This is a genomic window from Methanobrevibacter sp. DSM 116169 (assembly GCF_046197865.1).
Lineage (GTDB): Archaea > Methanobacteriota > Methanobacteria > Methanobacteriales > Methanobacteriaceae > JAHKLT01.
Map to the genome: position 1 here is coordinate 1,798,920 of NZ_CP166990.1, position 23,445 is coordinate 1,822,364.

23 protein-coding genes and 1 tRNA gene are annotated in these 23,445 nt (G+C 29.6%); 7 read left to right on the forward strand and 17 right to left on the reverse strand.

Features of this window, described 5'->3' with window-relative positions:
* Positions 1 to 44: 44 nt before the first annotated feature.
* From ACA134_RS08805 to ACA134_RS08820, 4 genes are all read right to left on the reverse strand, one after another.
* Positions 45 to 422, reverse strand: a complete 378-nt coding sequence (locus tag ACA134_RS08805) for a hypothetical protein (protein WP_409200043.1) — start codon at positions 420 to 422, stop codon at positions 45 to 47.
* Between the two features lie 142 nt (positions 423 to 564).
* Entirely contained in the window at positions 565 to 2,082 is a 1,518-nt protein-coding gene (locus ACA134_RS08810) for a hypothetical protein (protein ID WP_409200044.1), read from the reverse strand.
* 132 nt (positions 2,083 to 2,214) lie between these two features.
* Positions 2,215 to 2,481, reverse strand: a complete 267-nt coding sequence (locus ACA134_RS08815) for a hypothetical protein (RefSeq protein WP_409200045.1) — start codon at positions 2,479 to 2,481, stop codon at positions 2,215 to 2,217.
* Between the two features lie 234 nt (positions 2,482 to 2,715).
* Positions 2,716 to 3,921, reverse strand: coding sequence for a hypothetical protein (locus tag ACA134_RS08820; RefSeq protein ID WP_409200046.1), 1,206 nt, complete (start codon positions 3,919 to 3,921; stop codon positions 2,716 to 2,718).
* Between the two features lie 214 nt (positions 3,922 to 4,135).
* Between ACA134_RS08820 and ACA134_RS08825 the strand changes: the two genes are divergently transcribed.
* The 5 genes from ACA134_RS08825 to ACA134_RS08845 all read left to right on the forward strand — a co-directional run bounded on the left by ACA134_RS08825 (position 4,136) and on the right by ACA134_RS08845 (position 9,583).
* Positions 4,136 to 4,244: transfer RNA gene (locus tag ACA134_RS08825), tRNA-Met, on the forward strand.
* Positions 4,245 to 4,397: 153 nt separating this feature from the next.
* A complete protein-coding gene (locus ACA134_RS08830; protein ID WP_409200047.1) occupies positions 4,398 to 5,570 on the forward strand; it encodes an aldo/keto reductase in 1,173 nt (390 codons plus the stop codon).
* 9 nt (positions 5,571 to 5,579) lie between these two features.
* Positions 5,580 to 6,335, forward strand: coding sequence for a HesA/MoeB/ThiF family protein (locus ACA134_RS08835; RefSeq protein WP_409200048.1), 756 nt, complete (start codon positions 5,580 to 5,582; stop codon positions 6,333 to 6,335).
* A gap of 204 nt (positions 6,336 to 6,539) precedes the next feature.
* Positions 6,540 to 7,883 carry a type I glutamate--ammonia ligase gene (gene glnA, locus ACA134_RS08840; RefSeq protein WP_409200049.1) on the forward strand — a complete coding sequence of 448 codons (1,344 nt, stop codon included), beginning with the start codon at positions 6,540 to 6,542 and terminating at the stop codon, positions 7,881 to 7,883.
* Between the two features lie 26 nt (positions 7,884 to 7,909).
* On the forward strand, positions 7,910 to 9,583 hold the full coding sequence (locus tag ACA134_RS08845) for an NrpR regulatory domain-containing protein (RefSeq protein WP_409200050.1): 1,674 nt from the start codon (positions 7,910 to 7,912) through the stop codon (positions 9,581 to 9,583).
* A 158-nt stretch (positions 9,584 to 9,741) separates the two neighbouring features.
* Here the strand turns inward: ACA134_RS08845 and ACA134_RS08850 are convergent, their stop codons facing one another.
* Genes ACA134_RS08850 through ACA134_RS08890 form a run of 9 tightly spaced genes read right to left on the reverse strand, consistent with a single transcriptional unit; the run spans position 9,742 to position 16,730 of the window.
* Positions 9,742 to 10,038 carry a DUF2097 domain-containing protein gene (locus tag ACA134_RS08850; RefSeq protein WP_409200051.1) on the reverse strand — a complete coding sequence of 99 codons (297 nt, stop codon included), beginning with the start codon at positions 10,036 to 10,038 and terminating at the stop codon, positions 9,742 to 9,744.
* Between the two features lie 24 nt (positions 10,039 to 10,062).
* Positions 10,063 to 10,362 (reverse strand): DUF2097 domain-containing protein, encoded by a 300-nt coding sequence (locus tag ACA134_RS08855; RefSeq protein WP_409200052.1) that lies wholly within the window; start codon positions 10,360 to 10,362, stop codon positions 10,063 to 10,065.
* A 40-nt stretch (positions 10,363 to 10,402) separates the two neighbouring features.
* Entirely contained in the window at positions 10,403 to 11,278 is an 876-nt protein-coding gene (locus ACA134_RS08860) for a formylmethanofuran dehydrogenase subunit C (RefSeq protein ID WP_409200053.1), read from the reverse strand.
* A 2-nt stretch (positions 11,279 to 11,280) separates the two neighbouring features.
* Positions 11,281 to 12,990, reverse strand: coding sequence for a formylmethanofuran dehydrogenase subunit A (locus tag ACA134_RS08865; RefSeq protein WP_409200054.1), 1,710 nt, complete (start codon positions 12,988 to 12,990; stop codon positions 11,281 to 11,283).
* An 11-nt stretch (positions 12,991 to 13,001) separates the two neighbouring features.
* Positions 13,002 to 14,378 carry a formylmethanofuran dehydrogenase subunit B gene (locus tag ACA134_RS08870; RefSeq protein WP_409200055.1) on the reverse strand — a complete coding sequence of 459 codons (1,377 nt, stop codon included), beginning with the start codon at positions 14,376 to 14,378 and terminating at the stop codon, positions 13,002 to 13,004.
* Between the two features lie 11 nt (positions 14,379 to 14,389).
* Positions 14,390 to 14,932, reverse strand: a complete 543-nt coding sequence (locus tag ACA134_RS08875; protein WP_409200056.1) for a molybdopterin dinucleotide binding domain-containing protein — start codon at positions 14,930 to 14,932, stop codon at positions 14,390 to 14,392.
* A gap of 13 nt (positions 14,933 to 14,945) precedes the next feature.
* Positions 14,946 to 15,176 carry a 4Fe-4S binding protein gene (locus tag ACA134_RS08880; RefSeq protein WP_409200057.1) on the reverse strand — a complete coding sequence of 77 codons (231 nt, stop codon included), beginning with the start codon at positions 15,174 to 15,176 and terminating at the stop codon, positions 14,946 to 14,948.
* Positions 15,177 to 15,187: 11 nt separating this feature from the next.
* The gene (gene fwdF / locus ACA134_RS08885) at positions 15,188 to 16,279 is read right to left on the reverse strand and encodes a tungsten-dependent formylmethanofuran dehydrogenase subunit FwdF (RefSeq protein ID WP_409200058.1); all 1,092 of its coding nucleotides are present in this window, start codon (positions 16,277 to 16,279) and stop codon (positions 15,188 to 15,190) included.
* Positions 16,272 to 16,730 (reverse strand): tRNA CCA-pyrophosphorylase, encoded by a 459-nt coding sequence (locus ACA134_RS08890; RefSeq protein ID WP_409200059.1) that lies wholly within the window; start codon positions 16,728 to 16,730, stop codon positions 16,272 to 16,274. The genes fwdF and ACA134_RS08890 overlap by 8 nt, the downstream gene beginning before the upstream one ends.
* A gap of 326 nt (positions 16,731 to 17,056) precedes the next feature.
* On the opposite strand from ACA134_RS08890, the gene mobB reads away from it, so the two are divergent.
* Both mobB and moaA read left to right on the forward strand, forming a co-directional pair.
* Positions 17,057 to 17,761, forward strand: a complete 705-nt coding sequence (gene mobB / locus ACA134_RS08895) for a molybdopterin-guanine dinucleotide biosynthesis protein B (RefSeq protein ID WP_409200060.1) — start codon at positions 17,057 to 17,059, stop codon at positions 17,759 to 17,761.
* Between the two features lie 8 nt (positions 17,762 to 17,769).
* On the forward strand, positions 17,770 to 18,699 hold the full coding sequence (gene moaA, locus ACA134_RS08900) for a GTP 3',8-cyclase MoaA (RefSeq protein WP_409200061.1): 930 nt from the start codon (positions 17,770 to 17,772) through the stop codon (positions 18,697 to 18,699).
* Positions 18,700 to 18,817: 118 nt separating this feature from the next.
* Here moaA and ACA134_RS08905 read toward each other — a convergent pair whose 3' ends face one another.
* The 4 genes from ACA134_RS08905 to ACA134_RS08920 all read right to left on the reverse strand — a co-directional run bounded on the left by ACA134_RS08905 (position 18,818) and on the right by ACA134_RS08920 (position 23,441).
* Entirely contained in the window at positions 18,818 to 20,017 is a 1,200-nt protein-coding gene (locus ACA134_RS08905) for a Coenzyme F420 hydrogenase/dehydrogenase, beta subunit C-terminal domain (protein ID WP_409200062.1), read from the reverse strand.
* A 1-nt stretch (position 20,018) separates the two neighbouring features.
* Positions 20,019 to 22,076 (reverse strand): formate dehydrogenase subunit alpha, encoded by a 2,058-nt coding sequence (gene fdhF, locus ACA134_RS08910; protein ID WP_409200063.1) that lies wholly within the window; start codon positions 22,074 to 22,076, stop codon positions 20,019 to 20,021.
* A gap of 54 nt (positions 22,077 to 22,130) precedes the next feature.
* Complete coding sequence (locus ACA134_RS08915) at positions 22,131 to 22,916, reverse strand: formate/nitrite transporter family protein (protein ID WP_409200064.1); 786 nt, start codon at positions 22,914 to 22,916, stop codon at positions 22,131 to 22,133.
* 219 nt (positions 22,917 to 23,135) lie between these two features.
* Positions 23,136 to 23,441, reverse strand: coding sequence for a DUF2149 domain-containing protein (locus tag ACA134_RS08920; protein ID WP_409200065.1), 306 nt, complete (start codon positions 23,439 to 23,441; stop codon positions 23,136 to 23,138).
* Between the last annotated feature and the right edge of the window lie 4 nt (positions 23,442 to 23,445).

Consider the following 23,445-nt stretch of genomic DNA (forward strand, 5'->3'; position numbering starts at 1 on the left):
TAGAGTGTCGTTGGGGAATGGCTCCCCAAAACACATCCATGAAATCAACAATATTCATTTTTATTGATTCTGGCTATTTTATCATAATCTTCATAATCAACTATAACTAGAGTTTTAGCATTATTGCTAATTTCGCCTTTCTCAAAACTTATATCATATTTTGCTAATGATTCCGTATCAAGTAAATAATAATTACTTAATCCAAAACAATGTGGAACTCTAAATCCCTCATCATATCCATGCTTATGTACTTCACCACAATATGGGCAAATTATTTTCCCCAAATGACTATTATTATTTGTCATTCGTTTCATTACTGGAGCATTAAATAATTGATTTGTCTTATTATTCTTAATAATTGCAAATTTTTTTCCTTCTTCTAATTCTTTTTTTATTTCTTGTAATTTTTTTTCTGTTTGCATATTCATCACTTTTTAGTATTTTTTTAAATGTTACATTGTAACCTTGTAACTTCATTTTCCAGTTTTATTATTGTTTACTTATTTTTTCCTTTTCAAATCTAAAATGGAAATTATTGGTTATAAAGTTACAAAGTTACAAAAGTTAATTATCTTCATCTCTCAATTTAATCCATTCTGGACTTATAATACAGTCTTCATAAACTTTTGCAGTTTTACTTTCTCCATTTTCATCTATTATTCTTTTAGTATTTTGAGTAAATCCTGCTCTATCCATTGCACCTTTAATTGTATTTGCTGTAGGATTTTTATGTTCATTAAATATTTTTCCATTTTTTAATGCCCATTTATGCCATCTTTTCATTTCTTTATTGGCATCAGCAACAGTTATAAAAGTTTCAGATAGGTCTTCATCTTTATCAGAATATTTGTCCCTGTAAGTGTCTTCATCCATGAAAACTAATTCTACACCAATTTTTGTTGGGTCGGACTTCCAAATCCATTCTTTGAGCATTTCTTTTTCTTCTTCTTGATTTAATAAAGGTTTTTTTCTATCATCTATAGCTATTTTCAAACAAAAATGAATAAAACCTTCAATTTCATCATCTCTTTTTCCTAAAACTATATCTTTTATAATTGTAGAATCCATATCAAATGTATCAATAGGATTTTCACATAAAATTAAAAGTAACCTTCTACCCATTCCATCTCCAACAATTGGAGGTAAGGCATTACATCCTCCCCATCCTTTGGGAGTGTTGAATTTGTTTAATTGCAATGCTTCATTTTCATGCTTTTTTCTAACTTCTAATCCTGTTCCAGTTACAAAACTATTCAATCTACCCACATTTTTCCATATACCTGTTTGAACATCATCTTCAATATTAATGCTCCTACCTATTAAAGGATATAAAGCAAATTCTTTTTCTACACTATTTAATATTGAATTATAACTAACATTAGAATAATCTTTAAATATTCTTTTTAAAATTTCCAATAATGTACTTTTACGACTACCTGGAGGGCCTACAAGCAAAGTTATTTTTTCTAATTCATTTGTTGATAATAAAGAATTTCCTACACTCCTATAAAATCTATAAGAGTTTTTTTCCCATCTAGATTTTAATATCTCTTCAATTTCATTGTGTAAGTCATCCCAATTTGCATTAGAATTATAATTAAAATCTAATGAAAGTTTAGGTAATTCATCTTCAGGGAATTCATTTTTTTTAAATGTTCCTTTTTCTGTATCAAAAGTTCCATTTTTAAAAACAAGTAAATCTGAATTTCTTGATATTTTGTGTGTGATAAAGCCTAGAACTTGGTGACATTGATTTATACTAATTCTGTTCTTTCCAAATGTTTCATTAAAATAAGTTGCCAAATTGAATTTATTAAATTCTTGAAATCCTTTATTAGTCTTTTTATATGCTATTAATGTATCATGTTCTAAGAAAAATTCACCTGTAGAATTAATAAAATTTGATAATAGCTGTGTACTTATTCCCTGATTATTATCTAATTTCCCCAATATTTCTTTTTTTAAAATAATTGCTTCACTATTATCAATTGATTTCTTTTTATTTTCTGAAATCATTTGTTTAATACTATCAGGATTAATTTTATTAGATGAATTTTTAAAAAGTGAATCACTAGCTATCATAATGAATCACCTATAAAAATTATAAAAAGAGCATATATATTAGAATTAACAAATATATTAATAGAATTGTATATCTTATTTTTGAGAATAAAAATATATTCTCTATTATTCTTTTTCATTGGTTCAACTCCTCTAAATTGAACCCTTAATGAATTCTATAAAACTAGTAACATCATCTTCATTTTCAATACCCATTAAAAAAGATTTGAGAATATTGTTAACTAACTTATTCAATGTTAAAGGATTATTTGTTTGTTCTCGGATTAGAGATTGTAAAACCTTTAAGTCTTGATAAACTAATTCATTAATCTTTAAATGAACATTAGTATTCGGATGCTTAAATATTTCATCTGTCAAATTACATAAATAGTTTTGATAATTTTTTTTTATTGTTATCATGAAGAATATTCTCACAGACACCGAAAATTCTTCTGAGATTCATGACCAATCATGAATTATTTAAATATATGTAAATAATCTTATATAAACTTACCTGTTTTTTCAACATTTCATATAATAAATTTAACTATAGTAACCTTATGAGTTCTCACTAAAAAGCCATCTACTTCATTATAGTTTTATTAATACTATTTGAAAAACTTAAGATAAAAAATTCGAAAACACGAACTATATTTAAGAAATCTCTTGTTCCTTACTATCCAATAAAATATTAATCGATTCTTTAATTTTCATGATTTCGTCATATTCAAAATTTTTAGTATCTTTATTAATTGGAGCCCTATTTTCATTAATTGACAAATAGGGTATTAATGCTTCATAATTTTTTCTTAAATAATTATCAAAACTATCTTCACTATCAACAGCATCATAAACTTCAGAATTAGACATATTTGGAGGAGTATGTCCTGTAAATATACTAACAACATCTAACTCACTATATTTATCAGCTTTAACAACTACATTAGTTATGTTCTGCCTGCACGTAGTTGAAAATAGCTTTCTAAGATTATGTCCTCGAAATTTTCCAAAAAGGTCATTCTTATCTTTTCCTATATTTAAATCAGTATTTAAATTCTGTAATATCCTTCTTAACCAATCAACTGTTATAAATTCAGAAATTCTTCCAGAACCTCTAAATAGAGGAGCTTCTAATTCAACTGAATACCCTTCTTCCATTCTAGCTTTTATATGTTTAAATATAAAATAGCTACACTCTCCCGTGTTAAAAGTGATACACAGATTCCCATCCTTCTTTGTCTTTTCTGGTATGAAATCATAACACGGAATTATTTCCTTAGGATTTTTAGATAATAACTCATCTAAATCCATATTATGGCCATAAACAGATGTTGCTTCAAGAAAATCTTGAATAGTTAATTTTACAACATCTCCTCCACGCATACCCGAAGTTGTTAGTAAACAAACTAAGGCCTTATCTCTATTAGTTTTACAATAATCTAAACTTCTTTTAACATCATTCCATGAAGGTATATCATTAATTCTGGTTCTTTTAATTAAAGTATTATATTGTACCATTCTTGGCACATTAATATCATATTCCTTAAAAAGAGCGCGAAACATTAGCATTTTATGTTTTTTAGTAGTCTCAGCAATACTCCTACTTTCTAAAAAATTACTATATAACAGTTGGTATGAATTAATTTTTCTTTCAGATAAATCTAATATCTGAGGAATACCTTCATCATTTAAAAATGGTTGTTCTTCTTTTTTGGCCTCATCTATTAACTGTGAAGGTGTTTTACCAATTAATTTATATATTTCTCTAAAAACAACATTATATTTTCTAGTGCTTGATATGCCTAATTTTCTTCTTTGAATCAATTGCATTAATTTTACATCAGTTTCTGAATATTTCATTATCTTTCACAATCCTTTAATCTTTTTTCATGATTGTAAAAGAATGAAGTTTTAATTTGTATTACATCTCCTAATGAAATTTTTCATATGATAAAACCAGGATTCAAATACGGGATAATTTTTATTATAATCGAAACCTTTAAATGTTATATTTTACTGATAGTTATTTGTTGTATTGATATTAAATTAGTCAATATTACAATTGAAGTCTGATGCCGGGGTGGCTCAGCTGGTTAGAGCGCACGGCTCATAGGGTTTTAAGCAGTGCTCTGACTAATTCCTGGGATACCGTGAGGCCGCGGGTTCGAATCCCGCTCCCGGCATCTTCAATCCCAGGAATATATTAATTTTTAACTTTTTTTATTAATTAAAGAACTATTTTTTAAAATTATAAATTTTACTTTTATTTTATCCATTTAAAAATCATTGATTAAAAACATTTATAACATTAAAAATAAATTATAAATAGATTTGTTATGTTATATAGGGAACTTGGAAAAACAAAAGAGAAAGTTTCAGTCTTAGGCCTTGGCACAATGAGACTACCAACCATTAATTCTAATGGAAATATAGATAAGAAAAAGGCAAGTGAAATTCTTAGCTATGGAATAGATAATGGAATAAATTTAATTGATACTGCTTATACTTATCATGCTGATGAATTTAGTGATGAAATTGGAAATTGTGAGCCTTTTTTAGGAGAATTTTTATCTACAGGTTATAGAGAAAAAATTTTATTATCTACAAAATCTCCTTCATGGTTAATTAAAAATAAAGAAGATTTTGATTTTTATTTAAATGATCAATTAAAAAGATTACAAACTGACAACTTAGATATTTATTTATTACATACATTAACAAAAGAGCATTGGGAAAATCTTAAATCTTGTGGTGTTTTTGAATTTATGGATAGAATTCTTGAAGAGGGTATAGTAAAACACATTGGTTTTTCATCTCACACTGAATTTGACATATTAATTGATATTTTAGATAGTTATGATAAATGGGAAGTAGCTATGACTCAAATGAACTTCATTGATGAGAATTATCAGTCTGGACTTGATGGTTTAAAATATTTAAATGATATTAATGTAGGAAATATAATAATGGAACCTTTAAGAGGAGGTAGGCTTGTTCAAAATATTCCAGATAAAATAATGAATATATGGAATACTGCTGATGTTAAAAGAACACCTGTTGAATGGGCTTTAGATTATTTATGGGATATGGAAGCTGTAGATTGTGTATTAAGTGGAATGACTTCACTTGAACAATTAAAAGCTAATATTGAAATAGCTAATAATTCTAAGATAAATTCTATATCTTCTCATGATAAAGAAGTTATAAAAGAAGTTGCAAGAGAATATAACTCAGGAAAAGGAAATGATTGTACACAATGTATGTATTGTATGCCATGTCCTGAAGGAGTAAATATTCCCCAATGTTTTAAAGAATATAATATAGCTACAATGTTTAATAATCCTTCAGCTAGTGCAATGCAATATTTTTCCCTTATAAATGAAGATGAAAGAGCAGAAAACTGTACAAAATGTAATAAATGTTTACAACATTGCCCTCAAATTATTAATATTCCTGAAGAATTAGAAAAGGTTCAAAAATTATTTGGAAATGAATTTAATCATTATTAAGGTGGAAATATGCCAAATCGATACAATGAAATGGGATACTGGGAAATTGTTACACGTCAAATGAGCATTATATCAAAAAATAAGCAACAAATTTTTAAAGATTCTAAAATCGCTGTAATAGGTTGTGGAGGAATTGGTGGTGCTGCAATTGAAATGCTTGCAAGAATGGGAGTTGGAGAACTTAATATTGTTGATTCTGATTATTTTGATATGTCAAATTTAAATAGGCAAACTATGAGTAGCTTAAAAGATTTAAATTATTTTAAAAGTGAGTCTACTAAAAAAAATATTCATAATATTAATCCATATGTAAAAGTTAATGCTTTTAATGAATTTGTAGATGAAAATAATATTGAAAAAATTGTTTCATCTTGTGATGTAATAATAGATGGGTTAGATAATTTATTAACTAGAGTCATTGTATCAAGATATGCTAAAGAAAATAATATTCCATTAATTCATGGAGCTATTCATGGCACAATGGGGCAAATGACTGTTTTTTCTGAAGATACTGCAAGTTATGAAGAATTGTTTTCTTTACCTTCTTTTAATAAGCAATTAGATGAAGATTTAAAAGAAGAAATTAATAATATTTCAAGTGAATTACCTCCAGCTATTGGTCCTGTTCCAAATGTTATCGGGTGTATTCAAGCTATGGAAGCTTTTAAATTAATTACAGGGATTGGAAAAATTACATATGCACCAGAAATTTTTAAATTTGATTTATTATTTTTAGATTCTTTTAATGTTGAAAAAATATTATAAGTAAAGTATTTAAGTTTTCAATTAAATAATAATAAAATGAACATTAATTAATTGAATTTTAAGTATAATTGTTTAATTTTTTAAAAAATATTTGTATTTAGAAAAACTATATATACTAGTAAGTGGAAAACATATTAGTTAACGGAAATACATTTCCGACTAAATTATTATCATGTATTATTTTCTAGTTAAGGAGACAATTTAATGTCAAATGAAATAGATTTAATGATTAATAGAATGGAAGAAGACTATATAAAATTTGTTAGATTACAATTTGTAGATATTAATGGAATAACCAAAAATATTGCTATTCCATTCGGATCTGAAGATATGGAAGATTTATTTAATGATGGGATGTTATTTGATGGATCATCTATTGATGGTTTTGTAGAAATTGAAGAAAGTGATTTAATGTTAAAACCTGACATTAATACTTATTCAAGACTATCTTGGAGACCTGAAGATGCGGCTGTGTGTAGATTTATGTGTGATATTTACACTCCAGATAATAAACCTTTTGAAGGAGATTCCAGAGGTTTATTAAAAAGAACATTAGCTAAAATAAAAAAGAAAGGGTATGAATATAATATAGGCCCTGAACCTGAATTTTTCATTGTTGATGTTGATGAAGAAGGATATCCAATGCCTTATGATGATGCTTCTTATTTTGATGTAGAACCTAAAGATATGGGAACTGATTTTAGAAGAGAAATTGCATTAAATTTAGAAGAACTAGGATTTGAAGTTGAAGCAAGTCACCACGAAGTAGGGCCAGGACAAAACGAAATAGCTTTTAAATTTGATAATGCACTTAAAACTGCAGATGCAGTTATTACATTTAAACAAGCAATTAAAGCAATCGTTAATAATATGGCTGCTTTTGATTCTAAAGATTATACAGTTACTTTTATGCCTAAACCATTTTTCGGAGTAAATGGTAGTGGAATGCACTGTCACCAAAGTATTTTTAAAAATGGAGAAAATATGTTCTCTGATGACAATAGTGAAACTGGATTATCTAAAGAAGCAATGTATTTCATGGGTGGTCTATTAGAACATGCACCTGCAATGACTGCAATTACTAATCCTACTGTAAATTCATACAAAAGATTAGTCCCAGGATATGAAGCTCCAGTATACAGAGCTTATGGGCTTAAGAATCGTTCAGCTTTAATAAGAGTTCCTGCAGCTAGAGGTAATGGTACTCGTATAGAATACAGGGCACCTGATCCAACATGTAATCCATATTTAGCATTTACAGCTATGCTTCAAGCAGGTCTTGACGGTATTAAAAAGAAAATCGACCCTGGAGATCCTACTGAAATTAATATTTATAAATTGACTGAGGAAGAAAGATTAGAAAGAGGCATTAAAGTCTTACCATCTAGTTTATGGGAAGCATATCACTCACTTGAAGAAGACCCTATAATGATGAAGGCTCTTGGTGGACATATTAGTGAAAAATTCTTAGACTTCAAATATGCTGAATGGGACGAATATAGGGTTCAAGTATTTGGGTATGAACAAAGAAAATATTTAAATATGTAATAAATTTCCTTTAATTTGGTAATAAAATGTCAGAATCTGCCCATAGAATGATAGAAATATTAAGGATTTTAAATGAGTCTGATAATCCAACAGGTTCTAAATTAATTGCTGATGAACTTAAAAAAAAAGGATTTAATTTAGGTGAACGAGCTGTTAGATACCATATGCAACTCCTAGATGAAAAAGGATATACTGAAAAAATGGGTTATTCCGGGAGAAAAATAACCGAATTAGGAAAAGAAACACTAGAAAAAGGTTTAATTTATAAACAAGTGGATTTCATTTATTCTAAATATGAGGAAATGATTTATTTATGTGATTTTGATTATGTAAATAAAAAAGGAAATGTTGTAGTTAATGTTTCCCATATTTATGAAAAAAATGCTTATGATATTATAAAAAAAGTATTTGATTCAGGTTTGTGTATTAGTCCTTATACAAAAATAAAAAAAATAAAAAATGGATATGAATTAAAAACAATCTGTGGCACAACTATTGATGGAATCTTATTAAATAATCAAATTCCATCTTTACTTCAATATGGTGGACTTTTAGAAATAGAAGATAATATTCCCACAAGATTTAAAGATCTTATTTCTTATAAAAAAACTTCAATTAGTCCCTTAGATGCATTTATTGCAAAAGATATGACTTCTATTTTAAAGGTTATCGAAGAAGGTAGTGGAGTCATACCTGCAAACTTTAGGATGATTCCAGCTACATCTCAAAAAAAAGCAATAGATATTTTTAAAAAATTAGAATCTATTGGAATTAATGGAATTATTGAAGTTGGAAAACCTGGTGAAAATGTTTTAGGAATACCAGTAAGTGAAGACATGGTAGGAATAGCTATAGTTGGAGGAATTACTCCATTATGTGCTGCACAAGAATCTAAATATGATATTAATATGAAAGCTGGAGAAGATTTTACTAATTTTAATGAGCTAACTCCTATATCAAAACTTTCAAATAATATTTTAAAAGCTATTAAAGAAAATCCTAAAAAAACAACCCCATTTCTACTTTCAAAATCTTGGAATTTAATTAATAATGTAAATTATGATATTGAAACTGGAAAAGGAGATATAATTGCAAATATATCTAAAATAAATAAAGTAGATGTTGATGATGCAATAGATATAATGGAAAAAACATATAAAAAGTTTCCAGAACATATTAGTCCTCATTATAAGTTAATTGAAAATGATAATAATAAAATAGACATAGCTACTGTATGTAGTTTATCTATAGATGGGATTTTACTAAAAAATGGAATAATGAGCACTCCTAAATATGGGGGATTATTAGAATTAAGTGAATCTCCAATGTTTTTAGAGCTAATTTCATACAATGGTTCTTCAATAGATCCTCATAAAATTTTCATTTATAAAAATTTAACATCATTAACTAATAAATTAACTGACTTTAATAGAATATTAGCTTCTTTAAAAGAAGTTCATTATGTAGCCAAAGAAGAAACAAAAGAAATTATTTCTAAATTAAAAGAAAATGATTTTTCTATCTATAAAATTAGCAAGCCAAGAGAACTAATATATAATGCTAAAATAGATAATTATAATTTTGGTATTGTAGCAGGAAGTGGTTTAAATACAATAGCTGCAATAAAAGAAAAAAATATTGATATTGAAGTTAAGGCAGTAGAAAAAATAATGCCATTTGAATCTATGGAACATTTATAAAAAAAAGCTATTTTTTAAATTAATTTTTCTTTGATTATATTAAATAATCACTTGTTTAAAATGTAAAAAGAATACAAGATATAGTAAATAATTAAATGTATTTTTAAAAATTCAATAAGATAAAGAAAATTTATTGTAATAATAATTTAACATATAGATTAAACTACTACAACAGAAACTTCTTCACCATTTTTAGGATAATGAGTAAATTCTATTAAATCATCTTTAATTTCATCCATATCAATTTCAATAGTAGGATTTGATGAATCATTTTCCAAATTCAAAAGCATTTTAAAACCTGGTTTTCCAAAATATTCAGAAAAATCTACATTTAAAACTTCTCCTTCTGCAAAAATACGATTATAAGCTATTTCAAGTTTATCATGAATTTTAATATTATTTTTTAAATAATCTACAGCTTCATCATTATTCAATTCTAGAGATTTAATAGTCATTTAATCACCTATATTAAATTAATTTTAATCACTAATTTCAACAACAGTTTCTTCGCCATCATCATCAGGAATATGTCTAAATTCTAAAAGATCATCTTTAATCTCTTTAAAATCTATAACAACTGCTTGGCTTAAAACTTCACCCATGAGGTGCAAATTAATTCTAAATCCTTCACCAGTAACTTCATCTGGTTCAATAAAAGCTAAAACTTCACCTGGAGCAAAAATACGATTATAAGATACTTCTAAAATATCTCCAACATTAACATTGTTTTTTATATAATCCATTGCTTCATCGTAAGTTAAAGAAATTTCTTTTGTCAAATTATCACAACATAAAAAAAATAAAATAAAGAAAAAGGAATTATAAATTCCTATATTCTCTAATTGAAGTATATTCATCGTCAGATTCGCTGTATTCACCGAGTTTATCCCTGTTAATTTCAGCATTAATGAACAATGAACCTTTACCATTTAATCCAATATCTCCAGTATATTTAATATACTTACCTTCATAAGTTTTACCTTCGATTTCAGGATTAGGTACTACTTCATCAAAAACAAATCCTTCAAGTAATCTACCTAATTTTCCTTGAATGACAATAGTACCGTTTTTCATTTGTCCTCCAGGCCAACGATTAACGTCACCTTGGATTTCAATAACACCTTTAGACATGTGAATACCAGCTAAAATATCACAATCTCCGTAAACACGAATTGTTCCACCGCTTAAACATTCACCACATTGTTTTCCAGCATTACCTTTAACAACAATTTCTCCACCAGTCATTCCTCTCCATTCACCAATATATGATGAACCTGTGAATTCTTTGGTGTCACCTTGGATTTCTAAATATCCTCCAGCCATTTCACGACCAGCATGAGCAGCAGCATTACCTTCAACAATAATACTACCTCCGCTCATTTCAGCTCCAACATGAAGATCTACATTTCCTTTACAAAGGATATCTCCACCAGACATTCCGCATCCAATATATTTAACTCTATTAAGATCTCCATCAAGAATCATTTTAACATCATTAGCAGATTCAGCGTCTCCTTCTACTTCAATATCAAAATAATCTGTTAATGGAAATCTAGAATTTCCGATAGGTACTTCGTATTTTTCAAAATCTGATTTATCCCATGTGTAAATTTCATCAGGAATTAACTCATCAAATTCCAAAGCAATAGAAGAAGTTTTTTTCTGATTAAAAGTTATAGTTTTCATTATAAACACCCTTATTTACTTGCTTCAACATCAACTCTAAGCGGATCAGATAAGTAATGATCGTGGACAGGATAATTTTCCCATTTAACTGAATAATATTGGTTGAAGAAAGGCATAATACCATCAATGACAGCTTTCTCTTCTTCTTCCCATCCTTTGACATTTGTCCAAATAGCTCTACTTTTCTTAAGTGAAACAATCTCTTTATCCTTTACTAAGATTTGACCATCTTTAATAGTGTAATCTGCAAGGGAGAACCCTTTTTCGATTGTTTCATATTCTTTAGATGGATCAATAGTATTAGGATTAATATCATAAACAGCTATATCAGCATTGTAACCAGGAGTAAGTGCTCCTCTATCTGCAAATCCGTGGATTTTAGCAGGTGCAGCTCTTGAAATTACAGCTATATCGTAGAAATCGTATTCTCTTTCAAGTGTTGGAAGAGTGGTTCTACTATTTACCCATTTATGGACTTCACCAGTTTCAATCATTTCCATTCTTCTAGTATTACTCATTAACCAAGACATAATTCTTGGGTATCTAATAAATGGCCCAGCATTAGGATGGTCAGTAGTTAAACAAACTTTCCAAGGATCTTTAATAGATAAGAACAATTCAAGGCCAATAGCCCATTGTAAAGTGTTAACAGGACTCTTTTTAGAGTAGATAACAGGTATAATACCTGATCCAGTTTCACATTCTACATCTTTATTAGCCCATTTTAATCCAGACAATTTGAAAAGATCGTATTCCATAGGAGCATCTGCAGTCATAGTAGTGGTTTCATCGAAAGTAACCTGACCAACATCACAAGTGACATTATCAGATTTATTAATGAATTTAGCTACATCTTCAGCGCCTGAAGAAGCATCTTTCCAACTATTTCCATTATATGAATGGAATTGAAGGTGACAACAATGAATATTTTGGTCTCTGATAGGAGCATTCTTTTTAATGTCTTTTACTGAATCTAATGTTTCAATAGTAACTGGTGTATTACCAGGGTGTCCTAAATCATTTGGGTGGATGTGGATTGAGTGAGGAAGACCTAATTTTTCATTAGCTTTAGCTAAAGCTCTAATAACTTCTTTTGAAGTAACATCAAAATAAGGTGCCTTATCATTTACACCATGTACATTCATACCCCATCCCCATGCTTCAGTACCACAAGGATTTACAATTTTTACACCGTATCCTTTTGATATTTTAAGCCATGCAGATATAAATGCAGCTAATTCATCAATTTTACCTTCTCTTGCAAATTCTAAAACAAACCAATTATTACCAAATAAAGGTAATGCAGGGATATCTATGTTTGGAATTGTTGCAATTTCTTCATGTGTGTGTTTCGCTTCAAGTGGAGGCATAGCTGCTTCTACAACAGTTCCGTAGCCTAATCTTGAATATCTGTAACCTGTTGAAGGACAGCTAGGAATAGAAAATCCTGATTCCGGTCTTAATACACTAGTCTTTTGAGTAACTCCTCTTCTTGAATCTTCAGGACGATATAATCTACCTACAACTAATTTTGGTCCTGCTACGTGAGCATGAGGATCAATACCTGAAGGCATTACAATTTTATCAGTTACATCAAGGACTTTTGCATCAGAAGAAACATTTTCTACTATTTTACCGTCTTTAAACATTATGTCCTTTTTTTCTCCATCAATTTTATTAGCTGGATCATAGACAATACCATTTTTAAGTATATATTCCATTAAAATCACCTCTATAAAGCAGCTGGATTTGGTACGTATTTAGGAGCAACATTTGGCTCTTCTCTGAGCTTCATTACTCTTTCTTTTAATTCACGAACAATCCATTCGTCATCACGACAAGTTTCTGGTTTATCAATAGCTTTTTTCATAAAGATAGGAACTCCATCCATACGATAGCTTGTTCCAGCACATTCTACACCAATAAATGAACCAGGTAAAACAACATCTGCAAGTTCTGTAGATGGTCCCCAGTGAATATCTATTTGAATAACTGGTATTTTAGCTAAGTGTTGATTTGCACCATTAGGGAAATGAGCCCCAGGATCAGCAGCAATAACTAAGAATACATCAGGTTCTCCTCTAGTTAATAAATCAATTGTATTGGTTTCTCCTAAAACATATCTAGCATAACCTCTTGAGAAGTCAACACCAAATGGGAAACCGTTTTCAAATGCCATGAAAATATTAAATCCATTAACATTGAAATGTCCTCTCATCGGAGTAAGTCCCCATTTACTAAATTTGTTTAAGTCCTGAATCATTTTAATAGCTATATCGATATTTCTTTGTTTGGATAAGGTATGAGTTAATCCTAAACCAAAGAAAAGAACACCGAACTCAGCGTTTTTCATTTCTTCAACTAATTCATAAATATCTTCTTTAGGAATTCCAGAAATTACATCTTGAGAAAGTTCTTTACCTTTTAAAACAGCTCTTATAGCATTATAAAATCCATAATCTCCGTTTTGTTCAAATCCAATCCATTTATCGGACATTTTAGCTGTATCACTAAATTTAGGATCCATAGTAACAACAGTTCTATCAAATCTACCTCTAGATCTGAAGTATCCACGACAGAAAACCGCGTATCTTGCCATGTGTCTTGGATGTGAGTTCATTGCATTACTTCCAGAATAAACACAAACATCCGCTCTGTTTTGAACTTCTCCTAAAGTTTGTACAGGATATCCTGCATTTTGTACAGCTTGAAGACTTGGACCGTGACAGATAGTAGCTTGGTTATCTAAAACAGCTCCAATATATTCTCCTAAAGCTACTCCTTCTTTCATACATTCAGTAGAAGTTTCAGACCATCCGTAAAAAACAGGTCTGATAGAATTAGCAATATATTCAGCAGCTGTATCAAGAGCAGTGTCCCAATCTACTTCTTTAAGTTCACCATCTTCATCTCTTACCATAGGGACCATTAATCTTTGATCCATATCTTCCATTATCTTACTTGCACCTAATCTACAAGCATGTCTAACTGCAACAACATGCCCATCTTTAACTAAGTAATCTAAATCATCACAATTACAACCACAGAATGCACAAGTACAATTTTCTACAATATGATCATAATCAGTAATTGGTTCTTCATATGCCATTTTTTAACCTCCTAACCTCGTTTTTTATAAACTGGTAGTTCTCCAAGAGAAGGCATATTCTCAACAACTTTGTCTTCATCTTCGTCAACATATTTTTTATAAACCCATCTCATTAAATCTGCCATTAATAAAACTTCTCTATCAGTTTTTTCGACAGTACAATGGATTCCTTTATATGTTGGATCAGAACAACAATAGGTATCAGAACTAACAACAGTGTTTGCCCACGGGCCTTTACAAATAAATACAGTTCCTTCGTGAGGTGCATCTCTAGATGCTGCAGCATTTACAACAACTTCACCCCAGTCAGTTTTTACAAGAACATTGTCCCAATTATTGACACCTAATTTTTCCATGTCTCTTGGGTCCATATAACATGTTCCTGAAGCATTTTTGTACTCTTCTTTAAGAGTAGAGCCTCTTTTTTTACAAGCACCCTGATAAATATCAGAACCAGTGTTTAACATACATTTAAGTACTTCTTCACTGCCTTCTTTATTAATATTAACTTCAGGGACAACAGGTTTATCTAAATATGTATTTGCATAATGCATAATTATCACCTAATTATTCTAACCATATTGCATCAACTGGGCAGAACATTTGACATGTTCCACATTTTTTGCATTTATCTTTATTGAAAAGTTTAATAAAACCGTTTTCAACCATCATAATTACTTCTTCTGTTTTAGAACCATTACCACCAGCGACTTCTGGGCTAATTTCAGCGTTAACTGGGCATGCTACTACGCAAACACCACATCCTAAACAATTATCTTGATTTACTTTAAGTTCCATATAAAATCACCTTAATTTTTTAAAGCATCTAATGCTTTAATCCAAGTTTTAGAGTTAGTAGGAGTATGATCAACACTATTAATTTTTACAGTAATAGCATCATTAGGACATGCTTTCTCACATGCTCCACAGCGTATACAATATTCGTCTTTTTTAACAATATTGTCTAATATTTGACCAGGACCTGTAGGAATTGGGAAACTCAATACATTACATGGGCAAATATCAACACATGCTCCACAACTTTTACATTTATCTTGATCTATATCTAAAGTACCTGTGAATGCTTTTTTGGTTTTAGCAGCTGTTGTAGGGCATACACCTTCACACCAACCACATTTAACACAATGATCTTGTTCAATAATAGATGAACCAGTCACAACAGCATCAGCTGGGTCTAAATCATAATCTCCATAAGAACAAATTCTACATACCGCATCAATTGCATTTTTAGGACATACTTTTTTACATACTAAACAGTAAACACATTTATCTTTATCAATAACAATTGACTCTTCACCGGATTTTTCATCAACAACTATAGCTTCTGCAGGACACATTTCCTCACAGACACCACAGTATATACATTTGTCTTCATTGACACTTATTTCCCCAGTCACTAAATCAGAACGTTTTGGTAAATGACGTTCAATAGTAATAGCTTCTCTAGGACATGCAACTTGACATTTTTGACAATAAATACACTCATCATCATCAATTTCTGCGAAATGATTGTAATGAGGATATGAATCTATATCTTTAATAGATACACCATCAATTTCGAGCTTTAATGCATCAGCAGGACATAACCCACTACACATACCACAAAGAACACATTTGTCTTCATCAATGTCGATTTTTGGAGCATCAATATCTTCAATGATATTTTGCTTTATTTTATCATGACCACTAAATTGAGTATTCAAATGGACACGAGAAATAGCCCCGACATCTTTTAATTCGATTGCTTCGACAGGACAAGTGGATTCACAAATTCCACACCCTATACAAACATGATCATCGAAAGACAACTTTCTTACTTCTTCTGCAGCTCTTTTAATATCAAAATCATTGTCTTTGCATTCTTTTACATTTTTAATCATATTCAATCTCCAAAATTTTTATAGAATTAGTTGGGCATTTATTTTCACAAATTCTACAGCCACAACAATGTCTTGAATTTATTTGAGCTTTTAATGAAACTAATGCAATAGATTTCATAAAACACAAACCTACACACAATCCACAACCAATACAAGAATCTTTAACCTTTGCTTCAAATTCATGATTTTTACAAATTTTAAGGATTTTTCGAGCCTTTCCGTGATCTTGAACAATCACTTGTACCATAGTTAAAAAATCTTCAGGACATAAATCAGTAATCGTCTTAGCAACGTCAATAGAGTTCCAAGACAAATTCCTGCCGTTAAGATAATGAGAAACAGTAGATCTATCAATATCAAGCTCTTCAGCTATTTTTTGTTGATTTTCGCCCTGCTCTTTTAATTTAACTGCAGCCAAATATTTTAATCCAGACTCAATATGTTTTGGCATTTAATCCACCATGTGTATTGATTACACATTTATTTCCTATAAATATATAATTACCTACTAAAACTAAGACGGAAGCTTTATATAGTATTGTGTTGTATCAACACATAAAAAATATTTATTAAATTGAAGTGAAATAAGCTTAAACAATATTATAAAACTTAATCATGAAAATAAGAAGATAAAATAATGTTAATTTAAGAAAACAATATTTAATAAAAAGATTTTTGATAAAATAAAAATATAAAAAAGTTTAAATAAATTAAAAAACATAATTAAAAATTAACTTATATATTATTATAGTAAATAAAAAAAGGTTGGATTTTATTATGAAAATAGTGTCAATTGTAGGTATGAAAGATAGCGGAAAAACTTCATTAACTACAAAAATAATTAGTGAACTTAAAAATAGAGGAAATAAAGTAGCTACTATAAAAGATTCACATCATAAAATGGAAATGGATAGAGAAAACACTGATACTTGGAAACATAAGCAAGCAGGATCAGATATAGTAACAGGTGTAGGTAATACAACATTTTTTAATATAATGGAAAAACTTCCACTTGAGAGAATATTGTTTCTTATAAAAGTAATAGATGAACCTGACTATGTTGTAATAGAAGGATTTAAAGATTATAATTATCCGAAAATTACCACTTCAGAAGAGCTTATTGATGAATATACTATAGAATATGTAGATTCTTTTAAAATTAAAGATGAGGAAATAGCTCCATTAGTCGATAAGATTGAAAATAAAAGTTGTGATATTGTAAACACTTTATTTATTAATAATTGCGGATATAATGATGGAGATTCAATAGCTAAAGGAATAATTAGTGGAGAAATAGATTCCAAAGATTTAGATAAAACTGATGTTAGTTTATCGGTTGATGGGAAAGTTATTGGTTTAAATAAATTTGTAAATAACTTTTTAAGGGAAAGTATAGTTGGAATGCTAAAATCTCTTAAAACAAAACAATACGATGTAAAAAATAAAGAAAAAATTGAAATAGCTATTAATAAAAAGGAATAGGGCATTATATGAATGACTTCAAAACAAAAGATAAGTTTGAAAGACCCATTATCTCACTTAGAATCTCTATAACAAATAGATGTAATTTAAACTGTGTTTATTGTCATCACGATGGCATGGTCCCATCTAGTGATGAAATGACACCAGATGAAATTTATAAAGTTTGTCAAATAGCTAAAAGACTTGGAATTAATAAAATAAGAATTTCTGGTGGAGAACCTTTAATTAGAAAAGATATTGTTGAAATTATTGAAAAAATAGCTAAATTAAATTTTAAAGATGTTTCAATTACAACAAATGGAACTTTATTAGGAAAATATGCAGATGATCTTAAAAAAGCAGGGCTTAACAGAATAAATGTTAGCTTAGATAGTTTAGATCCTGAAGTTTATGAATTTGTAACTAAAAAAGATTATTTAGATAAAGCAAAAGAAGGAATTATTAAATCTGTAGAAGCAGGATTATATCCAGTTAAAATAAACATGGTATTAATGAATGGTATTAATGAAAATGAAGTTAAAGACATGTTTAAATTTTCAAAAGATCATGGTATTATTTTACAATTAATAGAACTTGTTAAAAGCGAAAATTGTGATGATAGCTATTTTAGTGAAAAATATTATTATGATGTTAATCCATTAGAAGAAAACCTAGAAAAAATAGCTGATGAAGTTAGAGTTAGAGAGTTCATGCAAAACAGGAAAAAATATTATATTGATGGCGGAGAATTAGAAGTAGTTCATCCCATAGATAATAAAGATTTTTGTAAAAATTGTACACGTCTTAGAATAAGTCCTGATGGAAAAATAAAACCTTGTTTACTTAAAAATGATAATTTAGTTGATTTTGTTAAGTTTATTAGAGAAGATTACTCTGATGAGCAATTAGAAAAAATATTCATTGAAGGAATAAATAAACGTGAACCGTTTTATAAGTAATAGATTCTGAGGGACTATTTAAACCTTCATGAGGTAACATGTTTTAATATTTTTAGTTTAATTTTTAAAAAAGTTTAAAAAAGAAAAAAATAAGAATTTATAAAAATTCTTAAATTATTCATTTACTTTTTTGGTATTCAGTGAAAGGAAGTTTATCATCACTATCAACACCTGGAATATATCCGAATGTTTCAGTGACTTTATTATTGATTGTAGCTAATATTTTAGATACAGGAATTTCTGAAGGACAAACATCTTCACACTGACCACAATTTGTACAAACATCAGCAATGTGTACAAAACGAGTTAAGTGATAAAATGGTGCTGCTGGAGTATATCCACCAGGAACCCATTCAGGACCTTCTGCTTCTAAACAACAATCTTCACAATAACAAAGAGGACATGCTTCACGACAACCATAACATTTCATACATTTAGATAAATCATCACTGTATTTATGAAGTATATCAATAATATCCCCAGTAGTTCCTTCGAAATCAGCTGCTTTTTGTTTTTCAGCACCTTTTGACATTACTTCAGCTATTTTTTCTCTAATAGCAATGCCTTTTTCAATAGGTTCTTCAGTTTTTATTTTATCAGAAGCTATTACACTTTCTAAAATATCTGCACCTTTATCTGAGAAAACTTCTACGAAAGTAGCTTTACCTGCTAAAGGACCAATAACACCCCAATTACCTAATGCTAAATCTGCATTAAATGGAATTTTCATACTACATCTTTGGCAGTTAGTTCTACGGCCCATACCTTCTTCTTCAAGTTCATCAATACTAAATTGATTTTCTTTACCATCACTTGTTCCAATAATAAGATTTCCTTTAGATATTTCTTCGTGTTGGACTTTTTCAGGGTCTAATTCATAGACATCTTTAATCATTTTAATAGAAGGAACTGGATTGAATGTTCCACCACAGTTTATTCCAACCATGACAACATTATCTTCAATAACTTTGCCTTTTTTCATTAATTCTCTTAAAGATTTAGCATCACATGGTTTACATGCAACAGCTAATTTCATGTCACGAGCACCATCTAAATATTTAGATAAAAACTTAGCAACATTTAATGTACCGAAATGAATAGAACCAGCAGATTTTATAATTTCCTCAGGGTCTGTGATAACTGTTGGTACTGCATCATATAAGTCACTAGCTTTTTTAACAGCTACGACTCCATCTACGATGTTTTCTTCTAAGAGGTGTTTCATAATAGTGGTTACAACACCACCATATTCTCCTTTATTTGCAATATCTTCATTATTAGAATATGCATAAAATTTATCATTTACTTTTACAGACATTTTAACCACTCAATTTTTCTACTTTGATTGCACAAGCTTTTAATTCGACCATTTTACATTTAGGATCTAATGAATTGGAGTTAGTTAACATATTTGCTGCACATTCAGTAAAGTGCATAGGGATATTAACAATACCTTCTTTAATATCTTCAGTTACTCTAACAGGAATTTCAATTTCTCCTCTTCTGGATTTAGCTTTAACAGTTTCTTTATCAATAACGCCTAATTTTTCAGCATCATTAGTGTTGATTTCAATCCATCCAGATTTTACTTCATTATCTAGTGTTTTACATCTTCTAGTCATAGCTGCATGATAATGGAATAAAGTACGAGTAGTTGTTAAAAGTAAAGGATATTCTGCATCAGGAGTTTCGACAGGTCCTAAATGTTCTTGAGGCATAAATGCACCTAATCCATCAGGATGTGCGAATTTTTCTTTATGCATTAAAGGTCCACAAGGATCATCTTCGCTGAAACATGGCCAATGTATAGATTCTGGTTTATCCATTCTTTCTTTGTCCATTCCAGCCATATTTGGTGCAACTTCTCTTATTTCTTCAAAAATATCTCGAGCAGTTTCATAATGGAATTTTTCTCTTGGAACTCCCATTCTAACAGCAATTTCTTCCATTATTTTCCAATCAAGCATAGCTTCACCAGGTGGTTCTTGAGCTTTTCTTACATTTTGAACTCTTCGCTCACCACTTGTAAAGGTTCCATCTTGTTCACCCCATCCTGCTGCAGGCAATACTACATCTGCCATAGCTGCAGTATCAGTCATAAATAACTCTTGAACAACAAGCATTTCAAGGTTGTCTATAGCTTCTTTTGTATGAGTTATATCTGCATCAGTTAAAACAGGATCTTCACCATGAATATATAATACTTTCATATCTCCATCATGAGCAGCATTCATCATTTCAATTAATGTTAATCCTGGTTTTGCAGGTAAGTTTACACCATAATAATCATTAAACCATTTAGTAGTTTCTTCATCAGCTACTTTACGGTATCCTGGATAATCTGAAGGAAGTGCTCCCATATCACAAGCACCTTGTACATTATTTTGACCTCTTAATGGATTTACACCAGTACCTTCTCTTCCAATATTACCAGTAAGCATTGCTAAATTAGCAACAGACATAACATTGTCTGCACCGTGTGAATGTTCTGTAATACCTAATCCATGGACAGATGCAGCTTTAGCTGCTTTAGCATAATCCATTGTAACTTCGATTAATGTATCTTTATCACATTCTGCAATTTCACAAACTGAATCTATATCATAGCGAGAAACTAATTCTTTGAGTTCCTCATATCCTTTTGTTCTATTTTGAATAAATTCATCATCTTGTAATCCTGCATCAATGATTAATTTCATCATACCATTTAAAAGAGCGACATCAGTACCAGTTTTAAATTCTAAGTATATGTCTGCTAATTTTGCTGTTGGTGTATATCTAGGATCAGCAACAATTAATTTTGCACCATTTTTCTTAGCTCTAATAAGCTTACGTCCAAACAATGGATGTGCTTCCATACTGTTAGAACCTATAACAAAAATAACATCCGCATCTTCAATACTGTCAAATCCATTAGTCATAGCTCCTGAACCAAAAGTACTTGCAAGTCCTGCTACAGTAGGTCCGTGACAAATACGTGCACAATGATCTACATTTTGAGTACCACAAGCAACTCTAGCTAATTTTTGAGTTATATAAATATTTTCATTAGGTGATCTTGCACATGCATAAAACCCAACTTTATTAGGATCTTCATCAGATACTTCTTTTAATTTATTTGCTACTAAATCTAAAGCTTCATCCCAAGAAGCTTCTCTAAATTCTCCATTTTCTTTAATTAATGGTGTTTTTAATCTATCTTCCCTATTAATAAATTCAAAACTAAAGTTACCTTTAGGACATAATTTACCTTCATTAACAGGATGTCTTTTCCATGGTTCAACACCTACTACTTTGCCATCTTTACTTACTAGATTTAACCCGCAACCAGTTCCGCAAAAAGGACAGATAGTAGGAGTGTATTTAATCTCTACCATTATATAATCTCCATATTATTATTTAAAAAATAAAATTATAATTATAATTTATAATTATTTTTTCCTCAAGTATACAAACCAATAGGCACATGCAACAAATATTCCTGCTCCAACAATATTACCAATAGTAACTGGTATTAAATTATTGAATAAACCCATGATTGTAATATCTCCTCCTAAAAACATACCTAATGGTATGAAGAACATATTTGCAACTGAATGCTCAAATCCAAGAGTTACGAAAGTCATAATTGGGAACCAAATACCAAAGATTTTACCAATAATATCATTAGATGCAAATGCCAAATAAACTGCCAAACATACAAGCCAGTTACAACCAACAGCCCTGAAGAAAGATACATCCCAGGCCAAAGCTGCCTTTTTACTGGCCAGAGTGATTGCTCCTTCTGCAAATGCTGGATCAGTCATAATCCCTGTAAGATATGCAAGTACATAAGCAACAAACAAAGCCCCAATAAAGTTGAAAACCCAACTTGTAGTCCAATTTTTAATAAGACCTGCTAAAGTAGCCTTACCATCTAAAATACCCATAATTAAGTACATTACATTACCAGTAAACAATTCAGAACCTGCAATAACTACAAGCATCAAACCAACTGGAAACACAGCTCCAAAAGCAAATTTAACTAGGCCCGCTGGAACTCCAGCAGCAGCCATTCCAGTAGTTGTAACTTCAGCAAGTAAACCTCCAAAAGCAATATATGCTCCTGCTAAAAATGCTAACACCATTGTATTTACTATTGGTGATTTATCTTTTATTTCACCAGTTGCTGCTATAGCTGCAGCGGTTTCTGGTGGTGTTTTGAACGATGAACTCATTATTTAACCTCCTATATGATGAACAATTTTTTTTCTTTTATTAAAAATTAACTTTAATTTTCATGACAAAAGTAAAGTTAAAACAATTAAAATAATTGTTCATGATTAATCATGATGAAATAAAATATATATAAATGTTGATTAAAAATAAATAAAAACACTTATTAATGAAAAAAAAGATAACAATATATTCAGAAAAAGACCGATATGGTGAATGTTTCAGTTCGACACCATAACAAGTTCACCAGTCTTTGGATCTTTAAAAACTTTACCTACTTCATTATAACCTTTACTTTCAGCATCACTAACACTACCAGATTCATTAGAAAATGATTCTCCAGTAACAATATCTTGTGATGCTTGAGATTGTTGCATATCACTTATCATATTTGGATTTGTACTTAATGCCATTATAGCAAATATTAAAAATCCTAAAGCTAATACAAGCATAGCATCTGAAAGATTTGAAATTCCAGACATTGGATCATCATCTGAATCTGAAAATCTTTTCTTTTTTCTAAGCATCTTC